This is a genomic window from Kitasatospora saccharophila, from assembly GCF_039529925.1.
In the GTDB taxonomy this organism is placed as follows: Bacteria; Actinomycetota; Actinomycetes; order Streptomycetales; family Streptomycetaceae; genus Kitasatospora; species Kitasatospora saccharophila.
This window is the reverse complement of the sequence record NZ_BAAANS010000011.1, coordinates 1-22,240: the sequence shown is the minus strand read 5'-3', so window position 1 is coordinate 22,240 and position 22,240 is coordinate 1. Positions and strand designations below refer to the sequence as shown.

General features: G+C 74.4%; 18 protein-coding genes and 1 pseudogene. 5 read left to right on the top strand and 14 right to left on the bottom strand.

Annotation, left to right across the window (positions count from 1 at the left end; genetic code table 11):
• Nucleotides 1-29: 29 nt before the first annotated feature.
• The 7 genes from ABD345_RS10440 to ABD345_RS10410 form a co-directional block, all read right to left on the bottom strand.
• Nucleotides 30-221: a hypothetical protein gene (locus ABD345_RS10440; RefSeq protein ID WP_344551682.1), complete on the bottom strand. Its 192-nt coding sequence runs from the start codon at nt 219-221 to the stop codon at nt 30-32.
• A complete protein-coding gene (locus ABD345_RS10435; RefSeq protein ID WP_344551681.1) occupies nt 218-1,525 on the bottom strand; it encodes an RNA-guided endonuclease InsQ/TnpB family protein in 1,308 nt (435 codons plus the stop codon). Before ABD345_RS10435 ends, ABD345_RS10440 begins: the two co-directional genes overlap by 4 nt.
• Nucleotides 1,526-2,452: 927 nt before the next feature.
• Nucleotides 2,453-2,650 (bottom strand): DEAD/DEAH box helicase family protein, encoded by a 198-nt coding sequence (locus ABD345_RS10430; protein WP_344551680.1) that lies wholly within the window; start codon nt 2,648-2,650, stop codon nt 2,453-2,455.
• Nucleotides 2,623-4,020: an SMI1/KNR4 family protein gene (locus ABD345_RS10425; protein ID WP_344551679.1), complete on the bottom strand. Its 1,398-nt coding sequence runs from the start codon at nt 4,018-4,020 to the stop codon at nt 2,623-2,625. The genes ABD345_RS10430 and ABD345_RS10425 overlap by 28 nt, the downstream gene beginning before the upstream one ends.
• Nucleotides 4,017-5,642, bottom strand: a complete 1,626-nt coding sequence (locus tag ABD345_RS10420; RefSeq protein ID WP_344551678.1) for an SMI1/KNR4 family protein — start codon at nt 5,640-5,642, stop codon at nt 4,017-4,019. Before ABD345_RS10420 ends, ABD345_RS10425 begins: the two co-directional genes overlap by 4 nt.
• Before the next feature lie 83 nt (nt 5,643-5,725).
• On the bottom strand, nt 5,726-6,496 hold the full coding sequence (locus ABD345_RS10415; RefSeq protein ID WP_344551677.1) for an acyltransferase: 771 nt from the start codon (nt 6,494-6,496) through the stop codon (nt 5,726-5,728).
• A 131-nt stretch (nt 6,497-6,627) separates the two neighbouring features.
• A complete protein-coding gene (locus ABD345_RS10410) occupies nt 6,628-7,392 on the bottom strand; it encodes an enoyl-CoA hydratase family protein (protein WP_344551676.1) in 765 nt (254 codons plus the stop codon).
• Between the two features lie 353 nt (nt 7,393-7,745).
• Here ABD345_RS10410 and ABD345_RS10405 point away from each other — a divergent pair, with 353 nt between their 5' ends.
• The gene (locus ABD345_RS10405) at nt 7,746-8,840 is read left to right on the top strand and encodes a glycoside hydrolase family 19 protein (protein ID WP_344551814.1); all 1,095 of its coding nucleotides are present in this window, start codon (nt 7,746-7,748) and stop codon (nt 8,838-8,840) included.
• Between the two features lie 104 nt (nt 8,841-8,944).
• Here the strand turns inward: ABD345_RS10405 and ABD345_RS10400 are convergent, their stop codons facing one another.
• Nucleotides 8,945-10,195, bottom strand: a complete 1,251-nt coding sequence (locus ABD345_RS10400) for an MFS transporter (protein WP_344551675.1) — start codon at nt 10,193-10,195, stop codon at nt 8,945-8,947.
• Between the two features lie 89 nt (nt 10,196-10,284).
• Here ABD345_RS10400 and ABD345_RS10395 point away from each other — a divergent pair, with 89 nt between their 5' ends.
• A complete protein-coding gene (locus tag ABD345_RS10395; protein ID WP_344551674.1) occupies nt 10,285-11,268 on the top strand; it encodes an ArsR/SmtB family transcription factor in 984 nt (327 codons plus the stop codon).
• A 180-nt stretch (nt 11,269-11,448) separates the two neighbouring features.
• On the opposite strand, the gene ABD345_RS10390 is transcribed toward ABD345_RS10395, so the two are convergent.
• Nucleotides 11,449-12,087, bottom strand: coding sequence for a hypothetical protein (locus tag ABD345_RS10390; protein ID WP_344551673.1), 639 nt, complete (start codon nt 12,085-12,087; stop codon nt 11,449-11,451).
• 169 nt (nt 12,088-12,256) lie between these two features.
• Between ABD345_RS10390 and ABD345_RS10385 the strand changes: the two genes are divergently transcribed.
• Nucleotides 12,257-14,545, top strand: coding sequence for a glycosyl hydrolase family 18 protein (locus ABD345_RS10385; protein ID WP_344551672.1), 2,289 nt, complete (start codon nt 12,257-12,259; stop codon nt 14,543-14,545).
• A 102-nt stretch (nt 14,546-14,647) separates the two neighbouring features.
• Here the strand turns inward: ABD345_RS10385 and ABD345_RS10380 are convergent, their stop codons facing one another.
• Nucleotides 14,648-15,814, bottom strand: coding sequence for a geranylgeranyl reductase family protein (locus ABD345_RS10380; RefSeq protein WP_344551813.1), 1,167 nt, complete (start codon nt 15,812-15,814; stop codon nt 14,648-14,650).
• Between the two features lie 249 nt (nt 15,815-16,063).
• Between ABD345_RS10380 and ABD345_RS10375 the strand changes: the two genes are divergently transcribed.
• Nucleotides 16,064-16,594, top strand: coding sequence for a carboxymuconolactone decarboxylase family protein (locus ABD345_RS10375; protein ID WP_344551671.1), 531 nt, complete (start codon nt 16,064-16,066; stop codon nt 16,592-16,594).
• A 142-nt stretch (nt 16,595-16,736) separates the two neighbouring features.
• Here ABD345_RS10375 and ABD345_RS10370 read toward each other — a convergent pair whose 3' ends face one another.
• The 3 genes from ABD345_RS10370 to ABD345_RS10360 all read right to left on the bottom strand — a co-directional run bounded on the left by ABD345_RS10370 (nt 16,737) and on the right by ABD345_RS10360 (nt 20,404).
• The gene (locus tag ABD345_RS10370; RefSeq protein ID WP_344551670.1) at nt 16,737-17,453 is read right to left on the bottom strand and encodes a DUF4184 family protein; all 717 of its coding nucleotides are present in this window, start codon (nt 17,451-17,453) and stop codon (nt 16,737-16,739) included.
• Between the two features lie 271 nt (nt 17,454-17,724).
• Complete coding sequence (locus ABD345_RS10365; RefSeq protein ID WP_344551812.1) at nt 17,725-18,774, bottom strand: NUDIX hydrolase; 1,050 nt, start codon at nt 18,772-18,774, stop codon at nt 17,725-17,727.
• 208 nt (nt 18,775-18,982) lie between these two features.
• Complete coding sequence (locus ABD345_RS10360; RefSeq protein WP_344551669.1) at nt 18,983-20,404, bottom strand: acyl-CoA synthetase; 1,422 nt, start codon at nt 20,402-20,404, stop codon at nt 18,983-18,985.
• 264 nt (nt 20,405-20,668) lie between these two features.
• Between ABD345_RS10360 and ABD345_RS10355 the strand changes: the two genes are divergently transcribed.
• Nucleotides 20,669-22,036: a S53 family peptidase gene (locus tag ABD345_RS10355; protein WP_380272653.1), complete on the top strand. Its 1,368-nt coding sequence runs from the start codon at nt 20,669-20,671 to the stop codon at nt 22,034-22,036.
• A 94-nt stretch (nt 22,037-22,130) separates the two neighbouring features.
• On the opposite strand, the pseudogene ABD345_RS10350 reads toward ABD345_RS10355, so the two are convergent.
• Nucleotides 22,131-22,240: pseudogene (locus ABD345_RS10350) on the bottom strand (electron transfer flavoprotein subunit alpha/FixB family protein); the annotation flags it as partial.

Here is a 22,240-nt window from a genome sequence, read left to right as displayed (position 1 = left end):
CGCCGTCCGCTCGCACGGACGGCAGCTCGTCACGGCTGGTACAGCTGGCCGATCAGGGTCACCTTGCCCCGGGCATCGAGCTCCACCTCGTACTGGTTGCCGAAGCAGCGGTACGGCGCGGCCGGCTCGGCGTTCTTCAGGCAGGTCTCCTGCACCTTCATGAAGGTGGTCAGGTCGACGCCCCTGGACTTCAGGTCCCCGTCCAGCAGCGTGGTCCTCACGTCGTTGTCGAACTCGTAGACCCGGGCGTCGCCCCCGGGCTCCCATTGACATCCTCTCCGGCCTGGGGGCCGGGGATTCCCGCCTGCTCCCACACCGGTGGGGTGGGTCGCTTCGGGTGGGTTCCTGCTTCGCTGCGCGGTGCGGGCACGGATGCCCGTCTGACCCGCGCTCCACAGGCTGTCACCGCCAGTCCGGCGGCCTTGGCGACGTTGACCGCCGCGTTCACGTCCCGGTCGAGGACCGTCCCGCATCCGCCGCACGTCCATGCGCGGACGTGCAGGGGCTTGGGGCCGTCCTTGACGCCGCAGTGCGAGCACACCTGGCTGGTCGGCTCGAAGCGTCCGATCCGGACGAACTCCCGCCCGTAGCGCGCGGCCTTGTACTCCAGCACGGCCACGAAAGCCGACCAGCCGGCGTCGTACACGGACTTGGCCATACGCGTGCGGGCGAGTGCCTTGACCGCCAACGTCTCCACGGCCACCGCTTGGTTCTCGCGGATCAGCCGGGTGGAGAGCTGGTGGTGGAACTCGCGCCGCGCGTCGGCCACCCGCGCGTAGGCGCGGGCCACCTTGCGGCGGGCCTTGTCGCGGTTCCTACTGCCCCTCTCTTTGCGGGACAGGGCACGCTGGACCTTCTTGAGCTTCTTCTCGGCACGGCGCAGGAATCGCGGGCTGTCGATCTTCGTCCCGTCGGACAGGACCGCGAAGTGCGCAAGCCCCAGGTCGATGCCGACCGCCGTGTCGGTGTCGGGCATGCGGGCCAGGTCGGCGGCAGAGTCGGTCTCGATGACGAAGCTCGCGAAGTACCGGCCCGCACTGTCTTTGACCAACGTCACCGTAGACGGCGTCGAGGGCAGGGTGCGGGACCACTTCACGGCGAGGTCGCCGATCTTCGGCAGACGCAGCTTCCCGCCAGGGGTGATCTTCCACTTGGCGTTCGCGGTGAAGCGGACGGCCTGCCGGGTGTCCTTGCGGGACTTGAAGCGCGGCGCACCCGTGCGGGGCCGCTTGCCCTTCAGGCCGTCGAAGAAGTTCCGGTAGGCGGTGTCCAGGTCCCGCAGGGACTGCTGCAACACGACGGCCGACACCTCGCCCAGCCAGACGCGTTCCGGGGTCCTCTTCGCCCCGGTGATCAGCGCCTTCGACAGCTCCCCCGCCCTCGGGGACGGCAACCCCGCCGCCCGGGCGTCCTCACGGGCACGCAAAGCATCGTTGTACACCACCCTTGCACACCCGAACGTCCGGGCCAGCGTCGCACGCTGACCCGTCGTCGGGTAGACGCGGAAGGAGTACCTGAGCTGCACAACCGCACCGTAGCCTCTCAATCCACGACCGGACGCCGTAACGACCCGACCGGTCGACACCCGCCCGCACACTCGGCCTTCGTGACCGAATACCGCCAGAAAGTGGCCACCGGCCAGCCCCCGCCCGGCCCGAAGCGATCATGCGGAGCATCCCCGCCGACTCCGGGCCGCCCGATGAAGCCCAACGGCAGGGGCGACCACGTCCACCCGCCCAAGGCCACCCCGCCCAAGCCGGCCAACAGCTCGAAAGGCGTCGACTCCTGCCACATGTGCCAGGAGTTCCCCAACCCGGTCGAGCACGACCGGCGCGCACAACGCCTCCGGCCCCGCCCGCACTTCGCCGGCTCCGCCGACGGCGCACCCCTGCCGGTGGTCCGCCAGTACACCGAGCAGCACAACCGCCCGACCCGACGCCTGCGGCGGACACCTTCCACCGCGCGGACGGGTACCCACCGCCTACGTCAGAGCAGGGCTCAGAACCGCTTCACCACCGGACCGAAGCCCGGCGCACTGCGATTAGTCCAGGTAACCGTCGTTGGGCACGTCGGGACCGCAGACGAACCCGGTCGACCTGGCGCGCATCCAGACGTGCACGGAGTACGCGTTCTCGGTGGCCTCCAGCACCGTCCGGCCGGCCGCGTTCGCGGTGCAGTCAGGACGGCGGCCACGGTGAGACGGTTGAGACGCATGGTGCGAATCCCCCCGGAACTAGTGCGGACAGCGCGGATCCGGCCGTGTTTTCGTCAGCGCCCCCGCGGCCCGACCTTCACTTCCAAGATCCATCGGACGGACATCCTGCCCGACCCGACACCCCCCACCACGCCGGTCCGCCCCGCCCGGTTTCCTCCGTTGCGCAGCTGTGACAGTCGTTGCACCCCGCGCGACTTCCGGCGAACCCCCGCGATCCGCCCACCCGTTGAACCGGCGCTACCTCAACTCGCCTCCGGCGATAACGCCTTCGACCCGGTACGACTCCCCCGCCGGGTGCCCGAGCCGCGCCGCCCACTCCTCCGAGACCCGCGCCCCGACCGAGCGCGCCGCCACCAGGGCGGGCGGCAGCGCGTCCCGCTCCAGCAGCCGCCCCCACTGCGCCTCCGTCAGCGCCAGGTACCGCAAACCCGCCAACTCCCCCAGCACACCCAGGTCCCGCACCACCGCACAACCCGACAGGTCCAGCCACCACAGCGCGGGCAGCGTCCGCAACGGCGCCAGGTCCAACGGCACCCCGCAGGCCAGATCGAGCGCCCCCAACCGCGGATGCCCGGCCAACGGCGCCAACCCCTCACCGTCCAACCCGGCCCGCAGGAACTCCACCGGCAGCGGACGCAGCACCGCCAGACCGGTGACGGTGCGGGCCCCAGGTCGAGCCGGCGCAGCCGGGGCGCGGCGGCCAGCGGCGCGAGGTCGAACGCGGTGGCGGGGGCGCGGGGCGTGATCCGCACCGACTGGAGGTCCGGGCCGGGGGTCTCGGGCAGCCCGCCGTCGTTCCACTCCGGCTCCTCCGGTTCCTCGTCCGGGTCCAGGTCGAGCAGCAGGTAGGGCGGCCAGTCGTCCTGGAGCGCGTAGTGGCCGCGTTCCAGCAGGTCGAGGTGGTGGACGAGCAGCGAGGTGACGGAGTCGGCGACGTACAGCGGGCCCTCGTAGTTGTCGGCCCCGATGTCCAGCACCTGTCCGGGTCGGCCCGCCGGGGCCGGGGCGAGGTCGACGGCGTGGTGGTTGCCGCTGCCGTCGGTGCTGAACGGCACCCACCCCGGGTGGTCGTGGCAGCGGCGGACGGCGCCGTGCGGCCGGGGTTCGAGCGGGACGACCGCGTCGCCGGGTTCGTCCCAGGCGAAGTGGAACTTCCCGGCGTAGCGCAGGTGTTCGGCGGCCTCGACCATCTCGTCGAGCGTCAGCAGCTGCCGGCCGTCGATCAGGTCCGTGGTCCCTCCGCCGCCGTCGGTGGTGAGGTAGAGCGCCCGCAGGTCGTCCGGCAGCCGGTGCCCGAGCCGCCGTTCGGCCTCGGCCAGCTGCTCGGGCATCGCGGGTGGCGCCAACTGCTCGGCCTCGCCGAGCAGTTCGGCCCGGCCCCGGAGGAAGGCGTGCAGCGCCGCGACGGCCCGGTCCGCGTCCCCGGCCGGGGGCAGCGCGGAGCCGGGGGCGCTCTCGTCCAGCAGTGGGTGGACGTACCCGGGGTCGAGGACCGCGGTGTCCCCCGACAGCACCGTCCCGGGCTCCGCGGTGCACTCGAACGCCCCGCCCCGCTGCCCCCGCACCGTCAGCCGGGCGCTGCGCCAACCCCGTTCGGCCGCGATCGCCACCAGCAGATCCCCGGCCCCGGGCACCGCCCGCATCAGCCGCGGCCCCTCGCCGGGCACCGCCCACCACCCGTCGCACTCCGGCCCGCCCGGCCCGCCCTTGACGGCCAGCTCGAACCCGGTCCATCCCTCGGGGGCCCCGGCCGCCACTGCGGCGACGAACTCCCTTACTTCCTGCTCCAATTGGCTGTCCGTCACTTTCCTGCCTCCAGTGTTCCGTACATGTGCAGCGGCTCGCCCCCGGCGGGAACGAAGCGCCCGGACCAGGCCCTGAGCCGCTCGTCCGTGGCGTCCCCTCCCGCGAGCCGGGCGACGGCGAGGGCGGGCGGCAGCGCGTCCCGCTCCAGCAGCCGCCCCCACTGCGCCTCCGTCAGCGCCAGGTACCGCAAACCCGCCAACTCCCGCAGTACGCCCAGGTCCCGCACCACCGCACAACCCGACAGGTCCAGCCACCACAGCGCGGGCAGCGTCCGCAACGGCGCCAGGTCCAACGGCACCCCGCAGGCCAGATCGAGCGCCCCCAACCGCGGATGCCCGGCCAACGGCGCCAGCCCCTCACCGTCCAACCCGACCCGCAGGAACTCCACCGGCAGCGGACGCAGCACCGCCAGACCGGTGACGGTGCGGTGGCGGACCCCGAGCACCCGCAGGCCGGGCGCGGCGGCCAGCGGCGCGAGGTCGAGGGGGCCGGCGCCGGCCTCGCCGTTGACGGTCACCCGCCGCAGGGTGGGTGCGACGACGGCGGGCAGGTCGGGGCCGAGGGCGGACGACTCGATCCGCGGCGGGCGGACCGATTCGGTGAAGTCCAGGTACGGCGGGTGGGCGGGGTCGATCTCCTCGCCGTCCTCGGGGGCGTCCTCGATCTCGTAGGCGCCCCGGTCGAGCAGGTCGATCCAGGCGGCCAGTAGCGAGGTGACGGAGTCGGCGACGTACAGCGGGCCGTCGTGGAAGTCCCGGCCGCTCTCGATGACCTGGCCGGGGCGGCCGTGCTCGGCCGGGGCGAGGTCGACCGCGTGGTAGTTGCCGTCGTCGGCGGTGGCGAACGGGATCCAGCCCGGGTGGTTCAGGCAGCGGCGGACGGTGTCGGGCGGCCCGGGTTCGGCCATGACGCGGACGTCGGTCGGCTGGTCGAGGTCGGGCCGGTGCGGGTGGCGCGCCCAGTTGGCGTGGGCCCGGACGGCCTCGTCGAGCGGCAGCCAGCGCAGGGAGCCGAGCCACAGCCCGTCCGCCATGACGTCGCAGCCGTTCGCGACCCGGTAGAGCGCCCGCAGGTCGTCGGGCAGCCGGTGGCCGAGTCGGCGTTCGGCCTCCTCGATCTGCCCGGGCGTCAGGGGTGGATCCAACGGCCGTTCGTAGCCGGTGAGTTCGGCGACCCGCCGCCGGTACTCGACCAGCAGCGCGACGGCCCGCGCCGGGTCCCCGGCGGGTGGCAGCACGGAGCCGGGCTGGTCCCGGCCGGGTGCGGGGTGGACGTACCCGGGGTCGAGGACCAGCAGGCGGCCCCGGGTGGCGGGCGGTTCGGGCGTCGCGGTGAGGGTGTACGGCCCGGCCGGGGCGTGCTCCAGGTGGAGCCGGGCGCGCGGCCAGCCGCGTTCGGCGGCGATCGTCGCCGCGAGGGCGTCGAGGTTCGCCGGTTCGGCCTGGAGGCCGTGCCGACTGCCGTCCGCCAGCGTCCACTCGCCGTGGGTGCCGGGCCCGTCGCGGCTGTCGACCGCCTCCAGGCGCAGTTCCGTCCACCCCTCGGGCGCGCTGCGCGCCAGCCGGGCGACGACCGCCCGCAGGTCCCGTTCCAGCCGTTCCAGCTCTTCCGGCCGTTCCACCGTCACCGCTCCCTCACCGTCCGGGTACGCCGGGATGATCGCAGGCGGCGCCGACAGGGCCGCGGCGCGGGGCGCCGACCGGGCTACCGCGCGGGGGGCGGCTCGCTCTCGCCGGGCAGGCGGAGGTCCCAGCCGACCAGGGCGCGGAGCTGTTCGGCGGTGACGCCCTCGGGGACGGGGCGGGGCGGGTCGTGGCGGATGGGGGGCTGCCAGCCGTCCTCGGGGCTCCAGCCGCGGATCTGGCGGGCGGGGGCGCCGGCCACCACGGCGTAGTCGGGGACCTCGCCGGCCACCACGGAGTTGGCGGCGACCACCACGTTGCGGCCGATCCGGGCGCCGGGCAGGATCACCGCGCCGGTGCCGATCCACGAGCCGGCGCCGATCGAGACGGGCTCGTTGCGGGGCCACTGCTTGCCGATCGGCAGTCCGGTGTCGCGGTACTCGTGGGCCTGGTCGGTGATGTAGACGTCGGGGCCGGTCCACACGTCGTCGCCGAGCTCGATCCGCTGGTGGCCGACGATGTGGCTGCCGCGGCCGATGACGCAGCCGCCGCCGATCCGGACGATCGGTTCGGGGCCGAGGTCGAGCCCGGGCAGGAAGCCGGCCGAGAGGGTGACGCGTTCGCCGATGATGGAGAACGGGCCGATGGTGATCCAGCGCTCGTTGAAGACGGTGCCGAGCGGGAAGGCGAGCTTGGTGCCGTCGCCGAGCTCCCCGAACCGGTACGGGCCGGGGTTGCGGTTGCTGACCGCCCCGGCGTCCTGGACCCAGCGCCAGCCGCGGTGCACGGCGCGCCCGGCGGTCCGGCGCGCGCGCTCGCGGACGGGTCCGAGCAGTCTGCGGGCGATCGACATGGGCTCACCGTAGCGGCCGGTGCGGTCCGGCGGCCCGCAACGGGACCAAACTCACACCGGCCGGTAACTTCCGGTTCGGGAGCGGGCTCGGAAGCGGGCCCGGGAGCAGCCTCGGAGCAGGCTCGGCCAGGTCAGCGCGCCCAGGGCGCGGGCCGCTTGGCCAGGAAGGCCCGCATGCCCTCCTGCGCCTCCTCGGAGGCGAACAGCTTGGCCGACAGCGCGACCAGCTCCTCGCTGTGCCGTTCGAAGGACTCCCGGACGGCCGCGTTGGCCAGCAGCTTGGACTCGGCCAGGCCCTGCGGCGAGCAGAGCCGGAGGGCGTCCAGGACGGTGCGCAGCGCGGCGGCGGAGTCGTCGGCGGCCTCGGTGACCAGGCCGATCCGGGCGGCCTCGGCGGAGTCGAAGGTCTCGCCGGTGAGGTAGTAGCGGGCGGCGGCGCGCGGGTCGAGCTTGGGGCGCAGCGGCAGCGAGATGACGGCGGGGGCGAGGCCGAGCCGGGACTCGGTGAAGGCGAAGGTGGCGTCGGGTCCGGCGACGGCGAGGTCGCAGGCGCCGACCAGGCCGAGTCCGCCGGCCCGGACGTGGCCGTCGACCAGGGCGACGACGGGCTTGGGGCAGTCGACGATCGCGCGCTGCAGGGCGACCAGGCCGCGCGGGGCGGCGGTGGGGTCGTCGCCGGTGGCCTCGGAGAGGTCGGCGCCCGCGCAGAAGACCCGGCCGGTGTGGCCGAGGACGACGGCCCGCACCCCGGGGTCGGCGGCGGCGTCGGCGAGGTGCGCGGTGAGTTCGGCCATCAGCCGGGTGGAGAGGGCGTTGCGGTTGTGCGGGGAGTCGAGCACCAGGGTGGCGACGGATTCGTCGGTGGTGCGGCGGACGTACGGCGCGGCGGGGGTCATCTGGCCTGGCCTGCCTTCCGGCTGAGGGTGGGTCGGACGGGGCTTCGCCTGCACCCTGGCACACGGTGGCGCTACTGACCAGTACCCGATCTTCCCCGTGCCGTGCCGCCACCGCGCCCGCAGCGCGCCGCACAGCGCTCCGTACACGTCCTCGACTCCCTTAAGGTCTAGACCTATTGACAGTTAACGGACAAGGTCGCTTGAGTGCTGGCTACACCGCTCGTTCCCCCACAAGGAGTGGCCGAATGTCCCACACCCGCACCACCCACCGGCCGGCGCACCGCGCCGGCTCCCGCCGCGGCAAGGTCGCCGCGCTGCTCACCGGCGCGCTGGCCGCGACCGGCCTGGCCGTCATGGTGCCCACCACCTCGACCGCGGCCACCGCCTGCGCGACCCCGTACGCGGCCTCGCAGGTGTACACCGGCGGCACCTCCGCCTCGTACAACGGGCACAACTGGAACGCCAAGTGGTGGACCCAGGGCGAGACCCCGAGCACCGGCGGCTCCGGCGTCTGGGCCGACCAGGGCGTCTGCGGCTCCGGTGGCGGCACCAGCCCCACCAACTCCAGCCCGGCCACCAAGAGCCCGACCCCCAGCCCGAGCCCCACCCTGCAGGACTGCAACCTGCCGATCTGGGTGGCCGGCACGCAGTACACCACCGGCACCACGGTGAAGTACGCGCCCAACGGGAAGTTCTACGTCGCCACCCACGACAACCCGGGCTACGACCCGACGGTGTCCACCTGGTACTGGAGCCCCACCACCTGCACCACCGACGGCACCCCGAGCCCGGGCCCGTCCACCTCGGCCTCGACCACCCCCAACCCGAGCGGGTTCGTGGTCTCCGAGGCCCAGTTCAACCAGATGTTCCCGAACCGGAACTCCTTCTACACCTACTCCGGCCTGGTCGCGGCGCTGAAGGCCTACCCGGCGTTCGCCAACACCGGCTCGGACACCGTGAAGAAGCAGGAGGCGGCGGCGTTCCTGGCCAACATCAACCACGAGACCGGCGGCCTGGTGTACGTGGTCGAGCAGAACACCGCCAACTACCCGCACTACTGCGACACCACCCAGCCCTACGGCTGCCCGGCCGGGCAGTCCGCGTACTACGGCCGCGGCCCGATCCAGCTCAGCTGGAACTTCAACTACAAGGCCGCCGGCGACGCGCTCGGCATCGACCTGCTGAACAACCCGAACCTGGTGCAGACCGACGCCTCGGTCGCCTGGCAGACCGGCATCTGGTACTGGATGACCCAGAACGGCCCGGGCACCATGACCGCGCACAACGCCATGGTCAACGGCAACGGCTTCGGCGAGACCATCCGCTCCATCAACGGCTCGCTGGAGTGCAACGGCGGCAACCCCGCCCAGGTGCAGAGCCGGGTCAACGCCTACACCAGCTTCGCCTCGATCCTCGGCGTCCCCACCGGCTCCAACCTGAGCTGCTGACCCGCTGAAGGACGACGGGCCCCGGCCGACCACGCGTCGGCCGGGGCCTCCCCCGTGCCCGCCCACCGGCGCCGCACCGGCACCCCGGCGCCGCCGCCGCACCCTCAGCTCCGCACCAGCGCCGTCATCCCCCAGCCCGCGGCGGCGAACAGCGCGGCCAGCAGCGCCCAGCCGAGCAGCCCGTGCGCGACCACCACCGAGGTCATCAGCACCGGGCCGAGCATCAGCGCGCCCGACGTGCCGGTGTTGAGCACGCCCTGGTAGGCGCCGTGCGCGCCGTCCCGCGCCAGGTCGTAGCCGAGCGCCCAGGCGCCCGCCTGGCTGTACACCTCGCCGAGCGCCTGGCAGGCCACGCCGCCCGCCACCAGCAGCGCCGCCGCCCAGCCCGGCAGCCCGGCGGCCAGGCCCAGCACCAGGCAGGACGCGGCCACCAGCAGCGCCCCGCGGCGGAACACCAGGGCCGCGGCCCGCGGCCGCTCGGTGCCCCGGGTGGCCCGCACCTGGAGCGCGATCACCAGCGCGGTGTTCACCAGCAGCCCGCCCGCCACCATCCAGCGCGGCGCGTCGGTGTCCCGCACCACCCACAGCGGCAGCCCCACCTCGATCATCACGAACTGCAGGCTGACCACCGCGTTCAGGCCGGTCAGCGCGAGGAAGGCCCGGTCGCGCAGCGCCGGGTTCGGGCCGCCGGCGGAGCGCGCCGCCTGCTCGGGGGTGCGCGGCGTGGACGGCACCAGCAGCAGGTACAGCACCGCGATCACCCCGAACGAGGCCGCGTCGGCCAGCAGCGCCGTCAAGTAGGCGCCCCGGGTGTCCAGTTGCAGGACGGCCGCGGCCCCCAGGGTGCCCACCGCGAGGCCGGTGTTGGTCACCGAGCGCAGGTAGGCCCGGCCCGCCACCCGCCCGTCCACCGGCAGCACCTCGGCGAACAGCGCGCCGCGCACCGCCGAGCCGCCCCGGTCGGCGACCGCCACCAGGCAGGCCAGCACCGCGAACACCGCGAGCCGGTCCACCAGCACGTACGCCGCCGCGCACACCGCCTGCGCCGCCAGCAGCACGACCAGCACCGGCCTGGGCCCGTACCGGTCCGACAGTCGCCCGGCCGGGACGCCCGCCGCCACCCCGCACGCCCCGGCGAGGGTCAGCACCAGGCCGACCGCGCCGACGCCGAAGCCCATCACCCGGGTGAAGTAGACCACTCCGAGCGTCATGCCCAGGCCGTTGCCGACGGTGTTGACCAGCGTGATCGCGGACAGCCGGCGCAGCACCGGGTCCTCGGGGAGCAGCCGGGCCGGGCGGCTGCGGGCGGGGGGCGGCGGCACGGCCCGGTCGGCCGCGGGAGCGGTGGAGGTCATGCCCCGATCAGACCGGGTACGGAACGCCCGTGGTATTGATTTAGCCCCCGCCTGAATCGTCCGGGCGGGAACGGACCCCGGGGGGCTCGGTGCTGCTGCGGTTCCGGCTGGGCCTGGCCGACCTGGCCGCCACCTCCTTCGCCTGCTCGCCGCTCCAGGAGGCGGTGCTCAGCCTGCGGATGTGGACCCATCCCGGCCGGTACCCGCACACCGCCGCGTTCGAGGCGATGCGCCCGGCCTTCGAGGCGCTGCCGCAGGCGCCGCTGCTGCGCGCCCTGGTGGCGAGCAACAAGTACGTGCCGGACTTCCTGACGCCCCGGCCGAGCACGCCCTTCCCGGAGTTCCGCGCCGAACTCGCCCTGGTCCGGGCCTTCGACCCGGCCCGGCTGGCCGGCGAACTCGCCCTCGCCTTCCTCCCGCACGACCGGGCGCTGCCCCCGCTGCTCGCCGAACGCGCCGACCGGCCCGCCGCGCTGATCGCCGAGCTCGCCGACGCCCTGGACGCCTACTGGACGCACGTCCTGGAGCCCGCCTGGTGGCCCCGGGCCCGCTCGGTGCTGCACGCCGACATCGTGCACCGCTCCCGCGTGCTGGCCGAGCGCGGCACGGCCGGGCTGTTCGCCGACCTCGACCCGCGGCTGCACTGGTCGGAGGGGACGCTGACGATCGACATGCCCGGGACGGGCGAGCTGGACGTCCGGCTGGACCGGCAGGGCCTGGCCCTGCTGCCCACCTGCTTCGCCCGCGGCGCGATCACCGCGATCGGACCCGACCTCTCCCCGTCCGTCAGCTACCCCGCCCGCGGCCAGGGCAACCTGTCCGGCCCCGCCGACCCGCCGCCCGCCCCGCACGCCCTGGAGCAACTGCTCGGCGCCCCCAAGGCCCGCCTGCTCGCCCTGCTCCAGGAACCCGCCGCCACCACCGAACTGGCCCGCCGCCTGGGCGTCACCCCCGGCGCCGTCAGCCAGCACCTGGCCGTCCTGCACGCCACCCGCCTGGTCACCCGGGCCCGCCACGGCCGCCTGGTGCTCTACGCCCGCAGCCCGCTCGCCGACCGCCTGCTGGGCCCGTGAGAGAAGCCCCACCAGGGGCTCGGGGAACGGCGAGCCCGGGTCTGCTGACGGTGCACTGCCGGAGCGCGCATCGGCTTCCGGTTCGGTCAAGGACACGCAGCAGCACGGACACTCCGACGGGCTCCGGCCGTCAGCAGCATCGACTCGCCGTTCCCCGAGCCCCTGATCGCGCGTTCCGCCTCAGCAGAAGGCCAGCACCGCCCCCGTCTCCACCGAGTGGCGCGCCGCCAGCCGCAGTTGCAGGCAGATGAACGCCTCGGTGCCGTAGCGCCGCCAGTCCCCGGCCGCCGGGTCCGGGTCCTCGGCCGCGTCGGCGACCTCCGCGGAGTCCGGGTCGAGGCCGTCGGGCAGGCCCAGGGCCCGGGCCAGCTCGTCGAGTTCGGCGAGCAGCCGCACCGAGGAGCCGAGCAGGCCGCCGGAGAGCTCCAGGTCGGCCAGGACGGGGGCGAAGTCCACCGGCACGTAGTAGCCCTCGCAGTCCGAGTGGTGGAGCAGGTGGTCGAACGGGCCGGGCCGCTCGTCGGGGATCTCCTCGTAGGCCGCCCGCAGCACCGGGTCGTCGGTGGCCCGCTCCCCCGCCGCCAGTGGTGCGGGCAGCCGCCCGTGCGCGGCCAGGTGCGCGGCGAGCCGGCGCAGCGTGTGCAGGCCCGAGTAGCCCCAGAGCCGGTCGCCGAAGCGCGGCCCGTCCTCCGGCTCCCGCCAGCCGGGCAGCCCCTCCGCGGTCAGCACCCGGGTGATCTCCGCGCACTCCGCGCGGAACCACTCGGCGGTCTCCTCGTCGGCGCCGATCAGCGCGCCCACCATCAGGTCCAGTCCCATGCCGGTGATCCTGCCAGCCGCCACCGACAGCGGTGGATCATGGAGCCGACGTCCCGTCAATCTCCCTCCGGTATAGACCTGTTGACGAGTTGGTCCAGTCCACTTACCCTCCTGAGTGCCGCTCCCGGCACCCCTGTACGGAATCCCCCACACCAGACAGGGAGTACCGATGCACGTCCGCTCCAGGCAATGGCTCAGGGCCCGACTGCTGGCCCTGCTCGCCGCGCTCGCACTGCCGCTAGCCCTGCTCGCCGCCACGCCCGCGAACGCCGCGGCCAAACTGACCGCCACCTTCACCAGCGACAACTACGGGTCCTGGTGGAAGGGCACCTTCATCGTGAAGAACCCCAACGCGACCGCCGTCAGCGGCTGGACGCTGGAGTTCGACCTGCCCGCGGGCGTCACGATGACCGGCACCTACAACGGCACCTCCACCACCACCGGCAGCCACGTGGTCGCCACCAACGCGTACTACAACGCGACCGTCCCGGCGAACGGCTCGACCGAGCCGTACAGCTTCTGGTTCATCGGCAACGGCCCGATCACCGCCCCGCTCAACTGCCGCGTCAACGGCGACAAGTGCGACGGCACCCCGGACGTCCCGCCGACCGCGCCGGGCGCCCCGACCCTGGTCGACGCCACCGCGCACAGCCTCTCGCTGAGCTGGCCGGCCGCGTCCAAGGGCGACTTCCCGGTCGCCTCGTACGACGTGCTGAACGGCTCGGTGGTGCTCGGCTCGGCCACCGGCACCTCCACCACGCTGACCGGCCTGACCCCGGCCACCACCTACGGCCTGACCGTCCGGGCCAAGGACACCCGCGGCAACACCGGCCCGGTCAGCCCGGTGCTGAGCGCCGCCACCGTCGACCCGGCCAGCGACACCGTGCCGCCCACCGCGCCCGGCAACCTGCGCTCCACCGGCGTCACCAGCACCAGCGTCTCGCTGGCCTGGAACGCCGCCACCGACAACAAGCGGGTCGCCGCCTACGACGTCTACCAGGGCGCCAACCTGGTGCAGACCGTCACCGGCGCCACCACCACCGCCACCGTCGGCCAGCTCTCCCCCGCCACCCCGTACTCCTTCACCGTGCGGGCCCGGGACGCCGCCGACAACAACTCCCCCGCCTCCACCACCCTGAACGTCTCCACCGGCGACCTCGCCGGGCCCGGCAAGTACTCCCGGGTCGGCTACTTCGTCCAGTGGGGCATCTACGGCCGCCAGTACTTCGTCAAGAACCTCGACACCTCGGGCAGCGCCGCCAAGCTCGACGTCATCAACTACGCCTTCGAGAACATCGACCCGACCAACCTGACCTGCATGGCCGGCGTCACCAAGGGCACCACCGCCGACCCGGAGGACCCGGACCAGGGCACCGGCGCCGGTGACGCCGACGCCGACTACGCCCGCCCGATGAGCGCCGCCCAGTCCGTGGACGGCGTCGCCGACGACGGCTGGTCGACCCTGCGCGGCAACTTCAACCAGCTCAAGAAGCTCAAGGCGAAGTACCCGAACCTGAAGGTCGTGGTCTCGCTCGGCGGCTGGACGTACTCCAAGTTCTTCTCGGACGCGGCCGCCACCGACGCCTCCCGCAAGAAGCTGGTCTCCTCCTGCATCGACATCTGGATCAAGGGCAACCTGCCCGCCTACAACGGCGCGGGCGGCCCCGGCACCGGCGCCGGCATCTTCGACGGCATCGACATCGACTGGGAGTGGCCCGGCTCCCCGGACGGCCACCCCGGCAACCACTACTCGCCCAACGACAAGCAGAACCTGACCCTGCTGCTGGCCGAGTTCCGCCGCCAGCTCGACGCCCTCGGCGGCTCGCACAAGCTGCTCACCGCCTTCACCCCCGCCGACCCGGCCAAGATCGGCCAGGGCTGGGACCTCTCGCAGATCTTCCAGTCCCTCGACATCGCCAACGTCCAGGGCTACGACTTCCACGGCTCCGGCAGCGACAACTCGTGGGAGCCGAACAAGACCGGCCAGCAGGCCAACCTGTACGCCGACCCCAACGACCCGTACAACTTCCACTTCTCGGTCGAGAGCGCCGTCAACACCTACCTGGCGGCGGGCGTCAACCCGCGCAAGCTCACCATCGGCTTCCCGTTCTACGGCCGCGGCTGGCAGAACGTCACCGACGGCGGCGCGCACGGCGCCTGGCAGGCCGCGGGCGGCGCCGCACCCGGCCAGTTCGCCGAGGAGGCCGGCACCCGCGGCTACAACAACCTGATCACCTCGGTGCCCAACCTGACCGTCTACCACGACCCGGTCTCGGTCTCCACCTACGGCTACACCGGCAACGGCGGCCAGTGGTGGACCTTCGACGACACCTGGTCGATCGGCCAGAAGACCGCCTGGCTCAAGTCCAAGAACCTGCTCGGCGCGATGGTCTGGGAGATGTCCGGCGACACCCCGTCCGGCACCCTGATGAACGCCCTGGACGCCGGCCTGAAGTAACCCCGGGACGCGGGCGCGGGGCGGCCCCCCGAATCCCAACCCCCGCGCCCGTCCGCACCACCCGCCCGGGAGGGAACCCCCTCCCGGGCGGGCCCGCACCCGCTACTGGCGCCCGGCGACCGCGGCCAGCTTGCGCGCCGCCCGGTGGTCCCGCATCAACTGCGCGAAGGTGGTGTGCCCCTGGGTGGTCCGGGCGAACGCCCGCCACGCCGGGTTGATCACCGACACCGCCAGGTGGAACAGGTACGGGCGCTTCTCGAACGAGGCCAGCATGACCTTGCCGGCCCGCATCTCCACCCCCAGCCCGGCCTTGATCGCGAACGCGTAGTTCAGCGCCTGCCGCCGCACGTCCGCCGCGCCGGACGCCTCGGCCACCTGCACCGCCCACTCGCCGGCCAGCCGGCCCGAGCGCAGCGCGTACGAGATGCCCTCCCGGGTCCACGGCTCCAGCAGCCCCGCCGCGTCGCCCGCGACCAGCACCCGGCCGCGCGACAGCGGCGAGTCCTCGGCCCGGCAGCGGGTCAGGTGCCCGGACTCCACCAGCGGTTCGAACCCGGACAGGCCCAGCCGCCGGACGTACGCCGCCAGGTACTCCTTGGTCCGCTCGCCCTCGCCGCGCGCCGAGATCACGCCGACGGTCAGCGTCCCCGAGTCGGTCTTCGGGAACACCCAGCCGTAACTGCCCGGCAGCGGCCCCCAGTCCAGGTGGATCCGGCCCGCCCAGGCCCGCGACACCGACTCGGGGACGGGGATCTCCGCCTCCAGGCCCAGGTCGATCTGGTCGAAGCTGACGCCGACGTACCGACCGATCCGGCTGGCCGAGCCGTCCGCGCCGACCACCGCCCGCGCCTCCACCTTCCGGCCGCCCGCCAGCGTCACGAACACCGTGCGGCTGTCGCCGCCCCGCTGCTCGACGCCGGTCGCGGTCACCCCGGTCACCAGCACCGCCCCGGCCTGCTCGGCGGCCTGCACCAGGCGCAGGTCGAACTCGTCCCGGTTGACCACGCCGAACAGCATCCGCTTCGAGCGCCGGGTCCGCGTCCACCGGCCGTTCAGCGCGAAGGTCACCGCCGAGATGCGGTCCTGCAGCGGCAGTTTGAAGTCCTCCGGCAGCGAGTCCCGGGACGGACCGATGATGCCGCCGCCGCAGGTCTTGTACCGGGGGTGCTCGGCCTTGTCCAGCAGCAGCACCCGCCGACCGCTGCGGGCCGCCGCGTACGCCGCCGAGGAGCCCGCCGGGCCCGCCCCGACCACCACGACGTCCCACACGCCGTCGAGCCGCGCCGCCGTCCCGTCGTCCTGCCCGTCCTGCGGGTCGGTGCCCGCGAACCCCTCCGACGCCCCGTCACCGGCGTCGTCGGCGAGGGCCTGGTCCTGAGTGCTACCGGTGTCAGTCACGGTCGCCCATCCTAATCTGCCCGCCCCCCGCCGCGGCCCTCCCCCGCCCCTCCGGCCCCGGCGTCGCCTTCCCAGGTCAAGCCCTTGCCAAGGCCGCCCCGAACCGCTTCAGTGGCCCCCATGCCCCACATCGCGCTCCCCAACGACGACCCCGGCATCCGGGGCCTGCTCGCCGCCAAACCCTCCTCCGGCCTGCGCCTGAGCGAACTCGCCGAACAACTGCTGCGCGGCGACTCCCCGCTGGGCGTCGGCGAACGCGAACTCATCGCCGCCTACGTCTCCTCCCTCAACCGCACCCGCTACTGCGCCGGCGCGCACGGCGCGACCGCCGCCCACCGCCTCGACGGCGACTTCGCCCTCGTCGAAGCCGTCCAGGACGACCTCGCCACCGCCCCCGTCACCGACCTGATGCGCGCCCTCCTCCAACTCGCCGCCAAGGTCGCCGACAGCGGACTGTCCGTCACCCCCGCCGACATCGCCGCCGCGAAGGCCGCCGGCGCCGACGACGAGACCGTGCACGACACCGTCCTGATCGCCGCCGCCTTCTGCATGTACAACCGCTACGTCGACGGCCTCGCCGCCCTCACCCCCGAGGACCCCGCCATCTACCGCGCCATCGGCGCCCACCTCGCCACCAACGGCTACCTCTAACCGGACGAGCCTCCCCGAGCACCGTCAGGGGCTCGGGGAACGGCGAGTCGATGCTGCTGAAGGTCGGAGCCCATCGAAGTGTCAGTGCTGCTGCGTGCCGTAAACAGAACCCGAAGCGGCGGCACCCAACGGCAGTGAACCGTCAGCAGCCACGGCCTCGCCGTTCCCCGAGCCCCTGAACGCGCGCACTGCCGAGCAGCGCCGCCCCCACCGCCAGCCCCGCGCCCGCGCCGAAGCACGCCTCGTCGACGAAGCCGCGCTCGCGGCGCCGCACCCGTTCCGCCGCCCCGGCCAGCGCTGCCGCGGCCAGCAGCGCGGCCGTGCCCCTCCGGCTCTCCCGCCACGGCCCGGCGTACCGGGCGAGCACGGCCAGCCCCGCCAGCGAGGTCCCGTACTGCAGGACGCCGTGCAGCGGGACACCGCCGACCCGCCGTTCCAGGACCGGCAGCGCGCGGACCCCGGCCCGGCCGTGGTGGGTGAAGGAGTCCCAGACCAGGTGGGTGGTGGCGCCGACGGCCAGCGCCCCGGCGGCCCAGGGGAGTTCACCGGCCGTCGGCCGCCCGGCGGGCAGCGCGCCGTTCCACCGCCCGGGCACCGCCGCCCGCAGCGGCTCGCGCCACACCCCGTACCACCCGGCGACCAGCCCGGCCCCGATCACCACGTCGACGGTCGGCGCGGCCCACCACCGGTGCGTCAACCCGCCGTGCCGGTACGCCCCCCGGACGAGGGACTCGGCGAAGAACGGCACGTCGGGCGCCATCGCACCGGCGACCAACCCGGCGGCGACCAGGGCCCCGCGCCGCCGCGCGGCCCGCAACCCGGGCAGGACGGCGGCAGCATGACTGAGGGTGAACGGCATCCCCCCATCCTGCCCGCTACCTCTGAGGAGCCCCGACAGGGACTCGGGGGACGGCGGGTCCATACTGCGCATCGGCCCCGACAGGGGCCCGGGGAACGGCGGGTCGATGCTGCTGACGGCCGGAGCCCATCGAAGTGTCCGTGCTGCTGCGTGCCGTGAACAGAACCGAAAGCCAATGGCGCGCAACGGCAGTGCACCGCCCGCAGCCACAGCCTCGCCGTTCCCCGAGCCCCTGAATGCGCGCGCTCTGCCGAGCCCCCGGCAGGGGCTCTCATCGCGCGGGCGCCACCCCCGTCGCGGCGGGCCGCCCGCCCTCCAGGTAGCGCAGTTCGCCGACCGCCCGGGCCTCCAGCGCGGCGGTCAGCCGTCGCATCCGGGCGGCGGGCAGCATCTCGGCGGCCTCCCGGAGGGTGGCGAAGTGCCAGTCGCGCAGTTCCCCGGCGGGCAGTCGCAGCCGCAGCACCTGGGAGGGGCCGAGCCGTCCGCCGTCGTAGACCAGTCGCAGGCCGCCGCGGCCGCGGCCCGCGCCGGGTTCCCAGTCGACGGCGAGCAGTCGCAGTTCCTCGGGCCGCAGCCGCAGGCCGAGTTCCTCGGCGACCTCGCGGACGCCCGCCGCGGTGGGCGGTTCGCCGCTCTCGACGACGCCGCCGGGGAACTCCCAGTGCGGCTTGTAGGCGGGGTCGACCAGGAGCACCCGGTCCCGGTCGTCGAAGAGCAGCACCGCGGCGGCGACGGTGTCCCCGTCGCCGCCCTCGCTGCGCACGATCGGGCAGCGGGCGCCGCCGCCGCGCACCAGTTCGGCGATCCGTTCGGCGCTCTGCCGGGGGGTCAGGACGCCGTTGTCGACCATCCGGGCGTCCCCGGCCAGCCAGCCGCGGGCGGTGAGGTAGGCGGGCAGCGCCTCGCGGGCGCGCCGGCGCAGCCTCGCGGTGGCCTCCGGGTCGCCGGGGACGTCCTCGCGGGTGGCGATCCGGGCCCGCAGGATGGTCTCGACGGGGTCGAGGACGACGTGGTGGACGGGGATGCCGCGGCCGGCGAGCAGGCCGAAGACCTCGTCGCGGTGTTCCTGGCGCAGCAGCGTGGCGGGGACGAGGACCGGCCCGTCGGCCTCGGCGGCGAGCGCGGCGGCGCTCTCGGCGGTCAGCCGCCGCCAGGCGGGCGACTCCCACGGGTCGGTGTCCTCGCGGCCCGGGCGGGCGGCCCGCAGGACCGGCTCCAGGGTCTCCGGGTCGAACAGCACGCTTCCCGGCAGCAGGCGGAGCAACTCCCGGCAGGCGCTCGTCTTGCCCGCTCCGAAGGCCCCATTGACCCAGACGATCACAAGCATCCCTGCCCCTCCTCGGCGGCCCGGCCGCGCGGCCGGGCAGCGCGGGGCACCGGCCCCCGCGCCTCTCCAGTGGTACCCACTCCCCGGCCTCCTGAAAGGGAGCGCCGAGGGGCGGGTTCGTGCGCGGGGGGGCGCGCGCCGGGTGACGGAACGGAGGACGGGTCCGGGGACGAACGGACGGCGGCACGGACGGCGGGGCGGGTTACCCGTCGCCCTCCAGCAGCCGCTTCTTGAGCACCTTGCCCATCGCGTTGCGCGGCAGGTCGTCGACCAGCACCACCCGCCGGGGGCGCTTGTGGACGGAGAGCCGGCCCGCCACGAAGTCGACCAGTTCGCGTTCCCCGACGCCGCCGCCGTCGGCCGCCACCACGTAGGCGACCACGGCCTGTCCGAGGTCGGGGTCGGGGGCGCCGACCACCGCGGCGTCGGCCACGCCGGGGTGGTCGCGCAGCGCGGCCTCGACCTCGCCGGCGCCGATCCGGTACCCGCCGCTCTTGATCAGGTCGACGGAGGCGCGGCCGACGATCCGGTGGAAGCCGTCGGGTTCGATCACGGCGACGTCCCCGGTGCGGAACCAGCCGTCGGCGGTCCAGGACGCGGCGGTGGCCTCGGGCCGGCCGAGGTAGCCGTCGAACAGCGTCGGCCCCTGGAGCTGGAGTTCGCCGACGCCCTCGCCGTCGGCGGGCACCGGCCGCCCGTCCTCCCCGGCCAGCCGGGTGCGCACGCCGGGCAGCGGCACGCCGACCGCGCCGGGGCGGCGTTCGCCGTCGGCCCGGGTGGCGACGGTGATCAGCGTCTCGGTCATGCCGTACCGCTCGGCGGGGGCCTGCCCGGTGAGTTCCCGCAGCCGTTCGAAGACCGGCACGGGCAGCGGGGCGCTGCCGGAGACCAGCAGCCGGGCGGCGGCGAGCTCGCGGGCGGCGGCGGGGTCGGCGGCGATCCGCGACCACACGGTGGGGACGCCGAAGTACAGGCTGCCGCGGGCGGCCGCGTACCCGGCGGGGGTGGGCCGGCCGGTGTGGACGAGCCGGCTGCCGGTGCGCAGCGCGCCGAGCACGCCGAGCACCAGGCCGTGCACGTGGAACAGCGGCAGGCCGTGCACGAGGGTGTCCCCGGCGTCCCAGCGCCAGGCGTCGGCGAGGCCGTCGAGCCCGGCGGCGACGGCCCGGTGCGGGATCAGCGCGCCCTTGGGGGCGCCGGTGGTGCCGGAGGTGTACAGCACGAACGCGGTCCGGTCGCCGTCCTCGGCGGCGGGCCGCCAGCCGCCGGACGGACGGTCCGCCAGGTCGACCGGGAGGGCCGTCAGCCCTTCGGCGTCCTCGGGCAGTCCGGTTCCGGCGAGCAGCGCGGCGCCGCTGTCGCGCAGGATGTGCGCGCGCTCGACCGGCCCGGAGTCGGGCGGCAGCGGCACCACCGGCACGCCGGCCAGCAGGCCGCCGACCACGGCGGCGACCGTCTCGGCGGTCGGCCGGGCCAGCACCGCCAGGCCGGGCGCCCCGGCGGCGCGTTCGGCCACCGCCCCGGCCGCGCCCAGCAGTTGCTCCAGGGACAGCGCCGTCCCGTCCACCGTGATCGCGTCCGCCCGGTCGCCGTACCCGCCGTCGAGTGCTGTCAGCAGTCCCATGCCGCCCGACTCTACGAGTCCGGCCCGGCCGCGCGCAGCAGCGCCCCGCCCACGGGTCGCCGCCACCGCGCCCGCGCCCCGCCCGCGCCCCGGAGCTGGGACGTTACCGAACCCCGCCGTTCCCTTTACCGAACCCGGTGGCCTGTCGGGGCCATGCCCACAGCCGTCTCGGACTATGGAAGGGCCCGGCGGCTGCCGATGTGATGGGGGCGCCCCGACCGGACCAGGCCGGGGAACCGTCTCTTCGAGGAGTCCTCCTTGGGTATGCACCCCGCCACCGCGGGCACCCGACGCTCCACCGCGCTGCGGGCCGCCGCGCTGCTCGCCGTCGGGGCCACCGCCCTGACCGGGGCGACGGCCACCGCCCGGTCCGCCGCCCGCCTTCCCGCGGTCTTCAAGCTGCGCCCCGCCTCGGCCGGGCAGATCGACGCGGTCGGCCGGGTGGCGCCGATATCCACCTCGGACTGCGTCGCCCAGATCGGCATCCACTGCTACTCGCCGCTGCAGTACCGCACCGCCTACCACCTGGACCCGCTCTACCAGCAGGGCGTGACGGGCAAGGGCCGCACCATCGTGATCGTGGACTCCTTCGGCTCGCCGACGATCCAGCACGACCTGGAGACCTTCGACAGGCAGTGGGGCATCCCGGACACCCGGGTCGAGGTGGTCAAGTGGGGCGACGTCCCGGTGTTCGACCCGACCAACGCGGACCACACCGGCTGGGCCGGCGAGACCACCCTGGACGTCGAGTACGCGCACGCGATCGCCCCCGACGCGCACATCGTGCTGGTGGAGACCGGCGTCGCGGAGACCGAGGGCGTCACCGGCCTGCCCGAGATGATGGACGCCGAGAAGGCCGTCATCAAGTCGCACGACGTGGACGTGGTCTCGCAGAGCTTCGGCGCGACCGAGAACACCTTCCCGGGCTACGACAAGGGCGACTTCAAGTCGATCGAGAAGCTGCGGTACGCCTTCAAGTTCGCCGCCGCCCAGGACGTCACCGTGCTGGCCGCCTCCGGTGACAACGGCGCGACCGACGCGACGGAGAACGGCAGCGACCTGTACCCGTACAGGGTCAACTCCTGGCCGTCGGCGGACCCGCTGGTCACCTCGGTCGGCGGCACCCAGCTGACCCTCGACGACGGCGGCAACCGCACCGCGCCCGACCGGGTCTGGCACGACGACTACGGCGCGGCGGGCGGCGGCGTCTCCGGCGTCTTCGAACGCCCCTGGTACCAGGCCGCCGTGGGGAACGTGACCGGCGGCCACCGCGGCACGCCGGACATCTCGATGAGCGCGGCCGTGGACGGCGCCGCCTGGACGTACGAGTCCTACGACCCGACCCGGGTCGGCTGGCACCTGGTCGGCGGCACCAGCGAGGCCACGCCGATCTTCTCCGGCGTCGTCGCCCTGGCGAACCAGCTGGCGGGCCACCGCCTCGGCCAGCTCAACCCCCGGCTGTACGCGCTCGCCCTGCTGCCGCAGCAGGTCAGCGGCATCACCGACGTCACCGCGGGCGACAACTCCTGGGACGCGGTGACCGGTTACCCGGCCGCCAAGGGCTACGACCTGGCCTCCGGGCTCGGCACCGTCGACGGCACCCGCTTCGTGCACGCCCTCGCGGGCCGCTGACCGCGCCACCCGCCCACGGCACGACCGCACGGCAACACGACGGCGCGGCCCCCGGAGACCCCGGGAGCCGCGCCGTCCGCCGTTGCGGGCCGGATCAGCCCTTGCGGGCCTTGACCTCGTCGGTGAGTTGGGGCAGGACGTTGAAGAGGTCTCCGACGACGCCGTAGTCGACGAGTTCGAAGATGGGGGCTTCGGGGTCCTTGT